10 protein-coding genes and 3 pseudogenes are annotated in these 13,013 nt (G+C 72.2%); 5 read left to right on the top strand and 8 right to left on the bottom strand.

Translation table 11 applies throughout. The features are described from left to right. The 5 genes and pseudogenes from AC2W7J_RS09025 to deoC form a co-directional block, all read left to right on the top strand. A pseudogene (locus AC2W7J_RS09025) lies at positions 1 to 489 on the top strand (phosphorylase family protein); the annotation flags it as partial. A gap of 8 nt (positions 490 to 497) precedes the next feature. Then, a pseudogene (locus tag AC2W7J_RS09020) lies at positions 498 to 2,199 on the top strand (phospho-sugar mutase). Between the two features lie 11 nt (positions 2,200 to 2,210). Continuing rightward, a complete protein-coding gene (locus AC2W7J_RS09015) occupies positions 2,211 to 2,828 on the top strand; it encodes a uridine kinase family protein (RefSeq protein WP_485982152.1) in 618 nt (205 codons plus the stop codon). 8 nt (positions 2,829 to 2,836) lie between these two features. Continuing rightward, positions 2,837 to 3,469, top strand: coding sequence for a YigZ family protein (locus tag AC2W7J_RS09010; RefSeq protein WP_485982151.1), 633 nt, complete (start codon positions 2,837 to 2,839; stop codon positions 3,467 to 3,469). 4 nt (positions 3,470 to 3,473) lie between these two features. Continuing rightward, the gene (gene deoC, locus AC2W7J_RS09005) at positions 3,474 to 4,253 is read left to right on the top strand and encodes a deoxyribose-phosphate aldolase (protein WP_485982150.1); all 780 of its coding nucleotides are present in this window, start codon (positions 3,474 to 3,476) and stop codon (positions 4,251 to 4,253) included. A gap of 120 nt (positions 4,254 to 4,373) precedes the next feature. Here deoC and AC2W7J_RS09000 read toward each other — a convergent pair whose 3' ends face one another. The 8 genes and pseudogenes from AC2W7J_RS09000 to AC2W7J_RS08965 form a co-directional block, all read right to left on the bottom strand. Beyond that, the gene (locus tag AC2W7J_RS09000) at positions 4,374 to 5,513 is read right to left on the bottom strand and encodes an adenosine deaminase (protein WP_255184083.1); all 1,140 of its coding nucleotides are present in this window, start codon (positions 5,511 to 5,513) and stop codon (positions 4,374 to 4,376) included. Then, the gene (locus AC2W7J_RS08995) at positions 5,510 to 7,174 is read right to left on the bottom strand and encodes a thymidine phosphorylase (RefSeq protein WP_485982149.1); all 1,665 of its coding nucleotides are present in this window, start codon (positions 7,172 to 7,174) and stop codon (positions 5,510 to 5,512) included. The genes AC2W7J_RS09000 and AC2W7J_RS08995 overlap by 4 nt, the downstream gene beginning before the upstream one ends. Next, positions 7,171 to 7,584, bottom strand: coding sequence for a cytidine deaminase (locus tag AC2W7J_RS08990; protein WP_255184086.1), 414 nt, complete (start codon positions 7,582 to 7,584; stop codon positions 7,171 to 7,173). The genes AC2W7J_RS08995 and AC2W7J_RS08990 overlap by 4 nt, the downstream gene beginning before the upstream one ends. A gap of 1 nt (position 7,585) precedes the next feature. Further along, the gene (locus AC2W7J_RS08985) at positions 7,586 to 8,848 is read right to left on the bottom strand and encodes an ABC transporter permease (RefSeq protein WP_485982148.1); all 1,263 of its coding nucleotides are present in this window, start codon (positions 8,846 to 8,848) and stop codon (positions 7,586 to 7,588) included. Further along, entirely contained in the window at positions 8,845 to 9,948 is a 1,104-nt protein-coding gene (locus AC2W7J_RS08980) for an ABC transporter permease (RefSeq protein ID WP_255184088.1), read from the bottom strand. The genes AC2W7J_RS08985 and AC2W7J_RS08980 overlap by 4 nt, the downstream gene beginning before the upstream one ends. Then, on the bottom strand, positions 9,945 to 11,498 hold the full coding sequence (locus AC2W7J_RS08975; protein WP_485982147.1) for an ABC transporter ATP-binding protein: 1,554 nt from the start codon (positions 11,496 to 11,498) through the stop codon (positions 9,945 to 9,947). Before AC2W7J_RS08975 ends, AC2W7J_RS08980 begins: the two co-directional genes overlap by 4 nt. A gap of 119 nt (positions 11,499 to 11,617) precedes the next feature. Continuing rightward, positions 11,618 to 12,652 (bottom strand): BMP family lipoprotein, encoded by a 1,035-nt coding sequence (locus tag AC2W7J_RS08970; protein ID WP_255184090.1) that lies wholly within the window; start codon positions 12,650 to 12,652, stop codon positions 11,618 to 11,620. Positions 12,653 to 12,801: 149 nt separating this feature from the next. Further along, positions 12,802 to 13,013, bottom strand: a pseudogene (locus AC2W7J_RS08965) (amidohydrolase); the annotation flags it as partial.

Below are 13,013 nucleotides of genomic sequence, written 5' to 3'. Positions count from 1 at the left end.
GGCGGCGGCCGCCGGCTGCCGCGCGATGTCCTCACCAACGGCTGCGGCGGGCTGCGGCCGGAGTGGGGCCCGGGCACCCCGGTCCTCATCAGCGACCACATCAACCTCACGGCGACCTCGCCGATCGAGGGCGCCAACTTCGTCGACCTCACCGACCTCTACTCCCCCCGCCTGCGCGAGCTGGCCCGCGAGGTCGACGCCGACCTCGACGAGGGCGTCTACGCGCAGTTCCGCGGACCGCACTACGAGACCCCCGCCGAGGTGCGCATGGCCGGCATCCTCGGCGCCGACCTCGTCGGCATGTCGACGACGCTCGAGGCGATCGCCGCCCGCGAGGCCGGGCTCGAGGTCCTCGGCGTCTCGCTCGTCACCAATGCCGCCGCCGGCATCAGCGAGACCCCGCTGGCGCACGACGAGGTCGTCGCCGCCGGTCAGGCCGCTGCCGAGCGGTGCGGCACCCTCCTCGCCAGCATCGTCGCCAAGATCTGAGGACGCCCATGAGCTACACCTCCCGCCACGCCGCCGACGTCTCCGACGACCTGCTCACCGCCGCGCGCGAGTGGGCTGCCCGACCGGACCCCGACCCCGGCGACCCGGGAGGAGCTCCTGACGGTCGTCTCCGCTGCCGAAGGGGGGAACCCCGGCCGCCGTCGCCGACCTCGCCGACCGCTTCACCGGGCTGCTCCAGTTCGGCACCGCCGGCCTGCGCGGCGCCCCTCGGCGCCGGCCCCCATCGCATGAACCGGGCCGTCGTCATCCGCGCCGCCGCGGGCCTCGTGGCCCACCTGCAGGAGGCGAGCTCCGCTCCCTTCGTCGTCATCGGCCGCGACGCGCGGTACAACTCCGACGCCTTCGCCATCGACACGGCGGCGGTCGTCACCGCCGCCGGCGGGCGTGCGGTGCTGCTGCCGGAGCCGCTGCCGACGCCGGTGCTCGCCTTCGCCATCCGGCACCTCGGTGCCGATGCGGGCGTCATGGTCACCGCGAGCCACAACCCGCCGCAGGACAACGGCTACAAGGTCTACCTCGGCGACGGCAGCCAGATCGTGCCGCCGAGCGACGCGCAGATCGCGGCGAAGATCGACCAGGTCGCGAGCGTCGCGTCGGTGCCGCGCGCCGAGTCCGGCTGGCAGGTCCTCGGCGACGAAGTGCTCGAGGCCTACCTCGACGCCGTCTCGGGAGTCGTCGGCCTCGACACCCCGCGCGACCTCTCCGTGCTGCACACCGCGCTCCACGGGGTCGGCGACACGACGGTCGAGCGCGCCTTCGAGCGGGCCGGCTTCGCCGCGCCGGCCAAGGTCGCCGAGCAGGCGGCGCCCGCACCCCGACCTTCCCCACTCCTCGCTTCCCCAACCCCGAGGAGGACGGTGCGCTCGACGCCGCCCTGGCGGCGCCCGCGCGACCTCACCCGACCTCGTCATCGCCAACGACCCCGATGCCGACCGCTGCGCCGTGGCCGTTCCCGACCCCGCGGTCGACGGCGGCTGGCGGCTGCTGCGCGGCGACGAGCTCGGCGTCCTGCTCGCCTCGCACCTGATCATGCGCGGCGTCCCCGAAGGACGCCGGATGGCCAACTCCATCGTCAGCTCGCGCCTGCTCGCCGCGATGTGCCGTCTGTCCGGGGTGGCGCACGAGGAGACGCTCACCGGGTTCAAGTGGATCGCCCGCGTCGAGGGACTGCACTACGGCTACGAGGAGGCCCTCGGCTACTGCGTCGCCCCCGACCTCGTGCGCGACAAGGACGGCATCTCGGCCGCGCTGCTCGTCGCCGAGCTCGCCGCGATCCTCAAGGCCGAGGGTCGCACCCTGCTCGACGTCCTCGACGACCTGCACCGCCAGCTCGGTGTGCACGCGACCGATGCCTTCTCGATCCGCGTCGAGGACCTCACCGACATCGGGCGGATCATGGACCGGCTGCGCCAGGAGCCGCCGACCGAGGTCGCCGACTCCCCCGTCGCGAGCGCCGAGGACCTCTCGGTCGGCGCCGGCGGACTGCCGCCGACCGACGGGCTGCGCTACCTGCTCGACGACGACTCGCGGATCATCGTGCGCCCCTCCGGCACCGAGCCGAAGCTCAAGGTCTACCTCGAGGCGATCGAGCCGGTCGCCTCCCGCGACGACCTGTCGGCGGCACGTGAGCGGGCCGCCGAGCGCCTCGGCCGGGTGCGGGCGGCGATGGAGTCGCTCACGGCGCTCTAGACTCTCCCTTCGTGCCGACGCCAGCCCTGCCCCCTTCGACCGGACGTGTCGTCGTCCTCGCCGGGCCGAGCGGGTCCGGCAAGTCCCGTCTCGCCGCCCGCCTGCACCGTGACCACGGCTGGCCGGTCGTGCGGCTCGACGACTTCTACAAGGACCTCGACGCCCCCGACCTGCCCCGCAGCGAAGAGCTCGGGATGGTCGACTGGGACCACCCCGACAGCTGGGACGAGTCGGCGGCCGTCGCCGCGCTGAGCACCCTCCTGGCGACCGGGACGGCGGCGATGCCGATCTATGACATCAGCGTCTCGCGGGCCACGGGCGAGCACACCGTGACCGCGCGGCCCGGCGACCTCGTCGTCGCCGAGGGGATCTTCGCGGCCGAGGCGATCCCGGCCCTGCGCGAGGCCGGGCTGCTCCACTCCGCCTGGTGCGTCCGTCACCACCGGCTCAAGACCTTCGTGCTGCGGCTGGCGCGCGACCTCAAGGAGCGCCGTAAGCCGCCGCTGACCCTCGTGCGCCGCGGCCTGGTCCTCATGCGCGACGAGCCGCGCGTCGTCGCCCGGCACGTCGAGCTCGGCGCCCGCTGTGCCACACCCCGCCAGGCCGAGCGCGAGCTCGCCGGCGCCTGAGGTCGGCGATGGCCACGACGTCCTACCTCACCGTCGCCCGCGACGGCGAGGTCGAGATCGAGGTCAAGCGGTCGCGCTTCCTGTGCACCCTCGAGCGGGTCGACGACGAAGGGAGCGCCCGTGCCGTCGTCGAGCGCCTGCGCAAGCAGCACTGGGACGCCCGGCACCACTGCTCGGCCTTCGTCCTGGGGCCGGACCACGGGGTGGCGCGCTCGTCGGACGACGGCGAGCCGTCGGGCACGGCCGGCGCCCCGATGCTCGAGGTCCTCACCGGGCACGAGGTGAGCGATGTCGTCGCGGTCGTCACCCGGTGGTTCGGCGGGGTGCTGCTCGGCACCGGCGGTCTCGTACGGGCCTACGGCGACGCGGTGCGCGCCGGGCTGGAGTCGGTGGGCACCCTGCGGCGCGAGCTCGTCGTCGAGCACGAGCTCGTCGTGTCGCACGTCGAGGCGGGGCGGGTCGACAACGAGCTCCGCTCGCGGGGCGTGCACGTCGACGCCGACTACGCGGCCGAGGTCACCCTGACGCTCGGGGTCCCGGCCACCGAGGTCGACGGGCTCGCGCCCCTCGTCGCGGAGCTGACCGCCGGCTCCGGGCGGCTGCGCGAGGTGGGGTCGCGCTGGGTCGACGCCCTAGGCTGAGGACATGACTCGCCGTCCCCCCTTCGCCCCCGGCACGACGCTCACCGTCCAGGACGTCGCCGACCTCGTCGACCACGCGCTGCTCAAGCCGGAGCTGACCCCCGACGAGGTGGCCGCCTCCGTTCGCGAGCTCGCGGGCCAGCGCATCTGGAGCGTCTGCGTGCGCCCGAGCGACGTCGCCCTCGCCGCGGAGACCATCGCGGCGGTCGAGGGCAGCCCGACCCGGGTGTGCACGGTCATCGGGTTCCCCCACGGCACGACCTCGACGGCGGCGAAGGTCGCCGAGTCGCGGCAGGCCCTGGCCGACGGCGCGACCGAGCTCGACATGGTGCTCAACATCGGCCGGCTTCGCGGAGGTGACGTCACCGCGGTGCGCGACGACATCGCGGCCGTCGTCGAGGTGGGTCACGAGGCTGGCGCCCTGGTCAAGGTCATCTTCGAGACTGCGCTGCTCGACGAGCGGGCCAAGATCGACGCCTGCCGGGCGAGCGCCGACGCGGGGGCCGACTTCACGAAGACGTCCACGGGCTTCGCCGGCGGGGGCGCGACCCTCGCCGACGTGGCACTCATGCGGGCCAACACCCCCGAGAGCATGGAGGTCAAGGCCTCCGGCGGCGTGCGCGACATCCCCACGCTCCTCGCGATGCTCGCCGAGGGCGTCACTCGCATCGGCACCTCGAGCACGGCGGCCCTGCTGGCCGGCGCCGAGCAGGTCGGGCCCGCGGGCCTCGTCGTGCCGCAGCCGGGTCAGACCGCAGACGCGGGTCCGAGCGACACCTACTGAGGCGAGGCGGGTGTCGCTGTGCGCACCCGTCGTCGTTGAGGCCACCTGGTTGCCCGTCTCGGGCCAGCCGGGTGGCACCAACGCCACCAGGTGGCACCAAGGCCACCAGGCACAGCGGGCTCAGGCAAGGGCCGCGTAGGCGGGCTTGATCCGCCCCTCGATGAGCTCCAGCCTCTCGTCGAAGGGGAGGAAGGCGGACTTCATCGCGTTCGTCGTCACCCAGCGCAGGTCCTCGAGGTCCCAGCCGGCCTCGGTGACGAGGGCGAGCATCTCCCGGGTCATCGAGGTGTCCGACATCAGCCGGTTGTCGGTGTTGAGCGTGACCCGGTAGCGCAGCCGCGCGAGGAGGGTGATCGGGTGCGCCGCGATCGAGGGCGCCGCGCCGGTCTGCACGTTGCTGTGGGGGCACATCTCGAGCGGCACCCGGGTGTCGCGGACATAGGCGGCGAGCCGCCCCAGCCGAAGCTGCGAGGGGTCCTCGCGCGCCGCCTGGTTCGCCGCGAGCGGGTCGTCGGTGACGGTCGCCCCGCGGAAGCCGATGTCGTCGACGATCCGCACCCCGTGCCCGAGCCGGTCGGCGCCGCACCACTGCAGCGCCTCCCAGATGCTCGGCAGGCCGAAGGCCTCGCCGGCGTGGATCGTGAAGTGCGCATTTTCGCGGCGCAGGTACTCGAAGGCGTCGAGGTGCCGGCTCGGCGGGTGCCCCGCCTCTGCCCCCGCGATGTCGAAGCCGGCCACCCCACGGTCGCGGTAGCGCACCGCGAGCTCGGCGATCTCCCGGGACTTCGCGGCGTGCCGCATCGCGGTGAGCAGGCCCCGCACGACGATCGGGTGTCCCTCCGCCGCGGCCTCCTCCTCCCCTTCGCGGAAGCCGGCGTCGACCTCCTCGACGACCTGCTCGAGGCTCAGGCCGGCGCCCAGGTGCTGCTCGGGGGCATAGCGCGACTCGGCGTAGACGACGCCGTCGCGGGCGAGGTCGAGGACCGACTCGCGCGCCACGCGGCGCAGCGCGGGTGCCGTCTGCATGACGCCGACGGTGTGCTCGAAGGTCTCGAGGTAGCGCACGAGCGAGCCGGAGTCGGCCGACTCGCGGAACCACCGCGCCAGTCCCTCGGCCGACCGGTCGGCACCGCTCACCGGCAGCTCGTGACCGACCTCGTCGGCGATCTCGAGGACGGTCTGGGGGCGCACGCCGCCGTCGAGGTGGTCGTGAAGGACCACCTTGGGCAGCGCGCGGATGCTCGCCTCGTCGAGGCTCACTCGTCGTCCTCCCGGTGGACCGTCTCGGGGGCGAAGGCGGGCGTGCAGATGGCGACGTACTCGGCGCCGGCGTCCCCGGTCGAGTAGCGCACCCGCTCCCCCGCCCTGGTCACGATGCTCTGGCCGGCGTGCACCTCGGTGGTACCGCCGTCGTGCTCGACGAGGACCGTCCCCGCGACCACGAGCGTCACCTCGTCGAAGTCGGGCCGCTGGGCCGGCTCGGACCAGCCGGCCGGCGCCTTCATGTGGGCGACCGACATCGCCGCGCTGCCGGTCGCGACCCGGCCGACGTGCTCGGCGATGACCTTGCCGCCCGGCACGTCGATGATCGACGGGGCGTCGTTGAGCTCGGGCACGTCAGGCCTCCTGGGCGGTGATCCGGTCGAGCACGACCTCGCGCGGCGCCGGGGCCGCGTCGCTGATCCGCCAGGCCCCGGTGAGCGACTCCTGGGCCTCGCGAAGCGCTCGGGGGTGTCGGTGTGCAGCGTCATGAGCGGCTGCCCGGCGGTGACGCGGTCACCGGGCCGGGCGTGCAGCTCGACACCGGCCCCGGCCTGCACCGGGGTCCTCCTTGCGGCGCGCCCCGGCGCCGAGGCGCCACGCGGCGACGGCCGACCGCCGAGCGCGTCGACGTGCTCGAGGTAGCCGTCGGCGTCCGCCGTGACGGTCTCGGTCTCTGCGGCGGTGGGCAGCTCGGCGTCGGGGTCGCCGCCCTGGGCGGAGATCATCCGGCGCCACACGTCCATCGCCCGGCCGTCGCCGAGGGCGGCGCGCAGCTCGTCGGCTCCCACGTCCTTGCCCGCGGCGCGGGTCATCTCGTCGGCGAGGGCGACGGTGAGGTCGACGACGTCCTGCGGACCGCCGCCGGAGAGGACCTCGACCGACTCGCGCACCTCGAGGGCATTGCCCGCCGTCAGGCCGAGCGGGACGGACATGTCGGTGATGAGCGCGACGGTGTTGACCCCAGCGTCGGTCCCGAGGTCGACCATGGTGCGGGCGAGCTCGGTCGCGTCCTCCCGGGTCTTCATGAAGGCACCCGACCCGACCTTGACGTCGAGGACGAGCGCGCCGGTGCCCTCGGCGATCTTCTTGCTCATGATCGAGCTGGCGATGAGCGGAATCGCCTCGACGGTGCCGGTGACGTCGCGCAGGGCGTAGAGCTTCTTGTCCGCGGGGGCCAGCCCGGCACCGGCCGCGCAGATGACCGCCCCGACGTCGTCGAGCTGGGCGAGCATCGCCTCGTTGGTCAGGTCGGCCTGCCAGCCGGGGATCGACTCGAGCTTGTCGAGGGTGCCGCCGGTGTGGCCGAGCCCGCGACCGGAGAGCTGCGGCACGGCGACGTCGAAGACGGCGACGAGGGGCGCGAGCGGCAGCGTGATCTTGTCGCCCACTCCACCCGTCGAGTGCTTGTCGGAGGTCGGCCGGCTCAGCGAGGAGAAGTCCATGCGCTCACCGCTGGCGATCATCGCCGCGGTCCACCGGGCGATCTCCGGGCGGGTCATGCCGTTGAGCAGGATCGCCATCGCGAGCGATGACATCTGCTCGTCGGCGACGACCCCGCGGGTGTAGGCGTCGATGACCCAGTCGATCTGCTCGGGGCTCAGCTCCCCCCGGTCCCGCTTCGTGCGGATGATGTCGACGGCGTCGTGCTGCTCGGTCACGGTGCTCCCTTCGTCAGGTCGTCGGCACCGAAGGCCTGGGGCAGGATCTCGGCGAGACCCCGCTCGCCCTCCGGCGTCTGGATGCGGCACTGCGCGCCGCCGTGCTCCCACAGCAGCTGGCGGCACCGGCCGCACGGCATGAGCGTCTCACCCCGGGCGTCGACGCACCACACGGCGACGAGCCGGCCGCCCCCGGTGCGCACGAGGTCGCTGATCAGGCCGCACTCGGCGCACAGGCCGACCGCGTACGAGGCATTTTCGACATTGCAGCCGCTCAGCAGGCGCCCGTCGTCGGCGAGGCCGGCGACCCCGACGGGGAAGTTGGAGTAGGGCGCATAGGCCCGCCCCATCGCCTCGACCGCGCTCTCGCGCAAGCGCTCCCAGTCGGCTGCGGCGATGGGGCCGGCCATGTCAGTGCCCCTCGCCTCGTCGGTAGACCTTGCCGTTGGCCGCCGGCATCCGCAGGCGTTGGCTGGCGAAGGCGAGGACGAGCAGCGTCGTCAGGTGCGGGGCGAAGGGGGTGACCTCGCTGGGGACCTGGTCGGAGAGGAACCAGTAGACGACGACGAGGATGCCGACGACGACCGCGAAGGTGCCCTGGACGTAGGCCTGGCGGCGCAGGATCTGCCAGATCCCGATGCCGAGCAGGAGCAGCGCGACGAGCAGGAGCAGCGCGTGCAGCGCCGCGCCTCCGCCGCGCAGCTGGAGGGCGTCCATGTAGCCGAAGAGGCCCGAACCCATGAGCACGCCGCCGGGGCGCCAGTTGCCGAAGATCATCGCGGCGAGACCGATGTAGCCGCGGCCGCCGGTCTGGCCCTCGCGGTAGGTGTCGGAGGCGACCATCGCGAGGAAGCCGCCACCGAGGCCGGCGAGGGCGCCGGACGTGACGACGGCGATGTACTTGTAGAGGTAGACGTTGACGCCGAGGGTCTCGGCGGCCACCGGCGACTCACCACAGCTGCGCACCCGCAGGCCGAAGGGGGTGCGCCACAGCACCCACCACGTGCCGACGAAGAGCAGCAGGCCGAGGACGGTGAGCGCGGACAGCCCGGTCGTCGCCGCCTTGAGCAGCGCGGCGAGCTCGGAGACGAAGAACCAGTCCTTGTCCTCGATCGTCGCGAGCGGGTCCGCGATGCCGGGGATGCCGATGCTCGGCAGGTGCGGCAGGGCCGGGGACTGCACGTCGCTGCCGCCCTCGAGGCCGCCGAAGAAGCGGGCGGCGAGATAGCTGGCCACACCGACGGCGACGATGTTGAGCGCCACACCGGAGACGATGTGGTCGACGCCGAAGGTCACCGTGGCCAGGGCGTGGACGAGGCCACCGAGGGCGCCGCACACGAGCGCGCCGACGACACCCATCCACGGGCCGCCGTGGAGGGCGCCGAAGGCGGCGCCCCACGTGCCGAGGATCATCATGCCCTCGAGCCCGATGTTGATGACTCCCGCACGCTCTGCCCACAGGCCGCCGAGACCGGCGAGGGCCAGGGGCATCGCCCAGGCGAGGGCCGCGCTGAGCGTGCCGGAGGAGGCGATGTCCCCCTGGCCGGTGACGATGCGGATGACGGACAGGACCACGAGGATCGCGGCCAGCGCGAGCGGCCACACCCAGAAGGGGATGCGGCGGGTGGGCCGCGTGGGGGCGACCTCGGTCTCGGTACCGACGCTGAGGGTCATGCCGAGGCTCCTTCGATGGTGACGCCGGCATCGAGCTCGCGGGCGACCTGCCGCTGCTCCATGCGCTGCTCGATGCGGTGGACGACCTCGTAGGCGATGACGACCGCGAGGAGGATGACGCCCTGGATGATGAAGACGAGGGCGGGCGAGACGTCGGCGCGCAGCTGCAGACCGTCACTCGCCTTCTCCAACCACGACCACAGCAGCGCGGCGAAGGCGATGCCGACCGGGTGGTTGCGCCCGAGGAGCGCGACACCGATGCCGATGAAGCCGACCCCGGACTGGAAGTTGAGCCCGTAGGAGTGGTCGGCCCCGAAGAAGGCCGGCATGCCGATGAGGCCCGCGACCGCGCCCGAGAGCACCATCGCGGTCAGCACCATGCGGGGGACCTTGACGCCGCTGGCGACGGCCGCGGACTCGGACTCACCGGTGGCCCGCACGTCGAAGCCGAAGCGGGTGCGGTTGACGATGAACCAGTAGAGCAGCCCGAGCACGACCGCCAGGATCAGCAGGGTGTAGACGCGGTTGGTGGCGTCGGGGACGAGCGAGAGGCCCTCGAGCTGGCTCGAGGCCGGGATCTCCTGCGTGCTGCGGGTGTTGCTGCCCTCGGCCCGCTCGCCCCAGCTGCGCAGCCCCCAGGCGACCAGGCCGCCGGAGATCGCGTTGAGCATGATCGTCGAGATGACCTCGGAGACACCGCGGGTGACCTTGAGCCAGCCGGCGATGCCGGCCCAGACACCACCGACGAGCATGGCGACGAGCAGCGCGAGGACGATGTTGAGCGGGCCCGGGAGCCAGCCGTGACCGGCGATGATCGCCGCGGCGAAGGTCGCGATGCGGTACTGCCCGTCGACACCGATGTTGAAGAGCTTCATCTTGAAGCCGATGGCGACGGCGATCGCGGCGATGTAGTAGGTGATGCCGCTGTTGATGATGTTGACCATCGTGCGCGGCTTCGGCTCCGACAGCAGGGTCTCCCAGACGAGCCCCACCGGGTCGCCGACGGCGATGAGCACCGCAGACGTGACGACGAAGGCCACGAGCACGGCCAGCAGCGGCGCCGCGAGGGTGAGCGCCAGACGGCGCAGGGTCAGCTTCATGATGCGTCCTTCCCGGCGCCGGTCATCGCGCTGCCGAGCTCCTGGCTGGTCACGGAGTCGGGGTCGAACTCGCCGGTGATCCGCCCTCGCAGGATGACCTTGATCGTGTCGGAGAGCCCGATGAGCTCCTCGAGGTCGGCGCTGACGAGCAGCACGGCCAGGCCCTCGCGGCGGGCCTCGCGGATGAGGTCCCAGATCGCCGCCTGGGCGCCGACGTCGACGCCGCGGGTCGGGTGCGAGGCGATGAGCACCTTGGGGTCGTGACTCATCTCGCGGCCGACGATGAGCTTCTGCTGGTTGCCGCCGGAGAGCGAGCCGACGGAGACGTGGATGCTCGGGGTGCGCACGTCGTAGTCGCGCACGATCCGCTCGGTGTCCGCCTTGGCGGCCGACGAGGTGAGCAGACCCCGGCGGGAGGCGGGAGCCTGGGTCTGGTGACCGAGCATCCGGTTCTCCCACAGCGGTGCGTCGAGCAGCAGGCCCTGACGGTGGCGGTCCTCGGGGATGTAGCCGACGCCGGCCTCGCGGATGCGCCGCACGTCCCAGTCGGAGATGTCCTCGCCTTCGAGGTGCACCGTGCCGGAGACCGGCTCGATCATGCCCATGATGACCTCGACGAGCTCCGCCTGGCCGTTGCCCTCGACGCCGGCGATGCCGAGGACCTCGCCCGCGTGGATGTCGAGGCTGATGTCCTCGAGGACGCTGCGCCCCGACCCGCCGAGGGTGATGCCGCGCATCGAGAGCACGACCCGGTCGGTGACCGTCGACTCCTCGGTCTCGGGGGTCGGCAGCTCGGAGCCGACCATGAGCTCGGCGAGCTGGCGCGCGGTGACGTCTTGGGGCAGCACGGTGTCGATCGTCGTGCCGCGACGGATCACGGTGACCGTGTCGGCGACGGAGAGCACCTCGTCGAGCTTGTGCGAGATGAAGAGCACGGTGATGCCCTCGCGCTTGAGCTCGCGCAGGTTGTCGAAGAGCTCGTCGACCTCCTGGGGCACGAGGACCGCGGTCGGCTCGTCGAGGATGATCGTGCGGGCACCGCGGTAGAGCACCTTGAGGATCTCGACCCGCTGGCGCGCGCCGACGCCGAGGTCGGCGACGAGCGAGTCCGGGTCGACGTCGAGGCCGTACTCGTCGGAGATGCGGCGGATCTCCGTGCGCGCACCCCCGCCGATGCCGTGGAGCTTCTCGGCGCCGAGCACGACGTTCTCGGCCACGGTGAGGTTGTCGGCGAGCATGAAGTGCTGGAAGACCATGCCGACGCCGTGCTTGATCGCGTCGGAGGGGCTCGACATCGACACGGCCTGCCCGTCGATGCGGATCGTGCCCTCGTCCGGCTTCTGCACGCCGTAGAGCATCTTCATCAGGGTTGACTTGCCGGCGCCGTTCTCCCCGACGATCGCGTGGACCGTGCCGCGGCGCACGCCGAAGGTGACGTCGCGGTTGGCGACGACGCCCGGGAACCTCTTGGTGATGCCTTCGACCTCGACCGCGAGATCGCCCGCCGAGGGGGTCGCCGCGGGAGGGCGGTGCGGATCGGTGCTGCTCATGATGCCTCCGGTGTGCGTCCACGGCCCGTCAGGGCACGCAGGCGAAGACTAACGCCCCGGACGGCCACGAGGCCCGGTCCGCGCGAGGTGCGCGACCGGGCCTCGTGGGTGGGGCTGCGTCACTTGGCGGGAACGGTGATCTTCCCGTCGATGATCTGCTTCTTGTAGTCGTCGAGCTTGTCGGTGATGTCGTCGATCTTGCCGCCGGTCGTCGAGTAGCCGACGCCGTCGTCCTTGAGACCGAAGACGGTCGGGCCGGAGATCGGGTCACCCTCGGTCGCGGACTTGATGTAGTCGAAGACGGCGACGTCGACGTTCTTGACCATCGAGGTGATGATGACGTCGCGGACGCTCGCGTCGGCGGTCTTGGCCTGGTCGGAGTCGACACCGATGGCCATCTTCTTGTCCGCCGCGGCGGCCTTGAAGACGCCGCTGCCGGAGGCGCCGGCGGCGTGGTAGACGACGTCCGCGCCCTTGTCGTACATGCCCTCGGCTGCGGTCTGGCCCTTGGCCGGGTCGGCGAAGCCGGAGCCGTCCTCGGCGAGGTACTTGGTCTGGATGTCGATCTTGGGGTCGACGGCCTTGGCGCCGGCCTTGAAGCCCGCCTCGAACTTGTTGATCAGCGGCACGTCGACGCCACCGATGAAGCCGACCTTGCCGCTCTTCGACTTCAGCGCGGCAGCCGCACCGACGAGGAAGGAGCCCTCCTGCTCGGAGAAGGTCAGCTGGGCGACGTTGTCACCCTTCGAGTCGTCGGAGGCGTCGTCGATGATCGCGAAGCTGATGTCGGGGTTGTCCTTGGCCGCGGCGCCGATCGCCTTGGCGTAGATGTAGCCGACGCCGATGACGTTGGTGCAGCCGGCGTCGACGAGCTGGTTGAGACGGTCCTCGCGGGCCGCGTCGTTCTCGCCCTGGCTGGCCTCGACCTCGTCGGTCTCGATGCCGAGCTCGTCCTTGGCCTGGTCCAAGCCCTTGGCGGCGGAGTCGTTGAACGACTGGTCGCCACGGCCACCCACGTCGTAGGCGAGGCAGGCCTTGACGTCGCTGCCGCCCTCGGCGGACGTGGAGTCGCCACCGGAGTCGCTGCTGCCGCAGGCGGTCAGGGCCAGAGCGGCGACGGACATGATCGATGCGACCTTCACGGTGTGACGCAAGGCGCTCTCCTTCTCAACAGGGGTATCGGGGCACTCTCGTGCCATCGGGGGATGCTACGTCCGAGTAGGGGTGCCCACAGAACCCCGGGCGGCAACTGTTATGAGACCGCGACCGAAGGGGGAAAACCCTCACCCGGGTGCAGGGTCGGTCAGGCGTCCTCGACGCGGGTCCACTCCCCCGCCGCGGCGAGGGTGAGCAGGGCGGTCCCGTTGCGTACCGCGCCCTCGTCGACGACGAGGTCGCCCTGGTGCAGGTCGAAGGTGCGCCCGCCGTGGGTGCGGGTGCCCAGGCGCGCCATGGCGCCCTCGGCCTCGTGGAGCATCCACGCGAAGTCCTCGCCGCCGAGGCTGTGCGCGACGA

This window comes from Janibacter sp. CFPM2_SD2, assembly GCF_057364645.1.
The sequence above is the reverse complement of the archived record's forward strand: the minus strand, read 5'-3'. Positions and strand labels throughout refer to the sequence as shown.

Bases quoted from the DNA above. Each gene is read 5' to 3' on its own strand.
- AC2W7J_RS09010 (WP_485982151.1), top strand. From the start codon at position 2,837: ATGGCCACGACGTCCTACCTCACCGTCGCCCGCGACGGCGAGGTCGAG.
- AC2W7J_RS08990 (WP_255184086.1), bottom strand. From the start codon at position 7,584: ATGGCCGGCCCCATCGCCGCAGCCGACTGGGAGCGCTTGCGCGAGAGC.
- AC2W7J_RS08980 (WP_255184088.1), bottom strand. From the start codon at position 9,948: ATGAAGCTGACCCTGCGCCGTCTGGCGCTCACCCTCGCGGCGCCGCTG.
- deoC (WP_485982150.1), top strand. From the start codon at position 3,474: ATGACTCGCCGTCCCCCCTTCGCCCCCGGCACGACGCTCACCGTCCAG.
- AC2W7J_RS08975 (WP_485982147.1), bottom strand. From the start codon at position 11,498: ATGAGCAGCACCGATCCGCACCGCCCTCCCGCGGCGACCCCCTCGGCG.
- AC2W7J_RS08985 (WP_485982148.1), bottom strand. From the start codon at position 8,848: ATGACCCTCAGCGTCGGTACCGAGACCGAGGTCGCCCCCACGCGGCCC.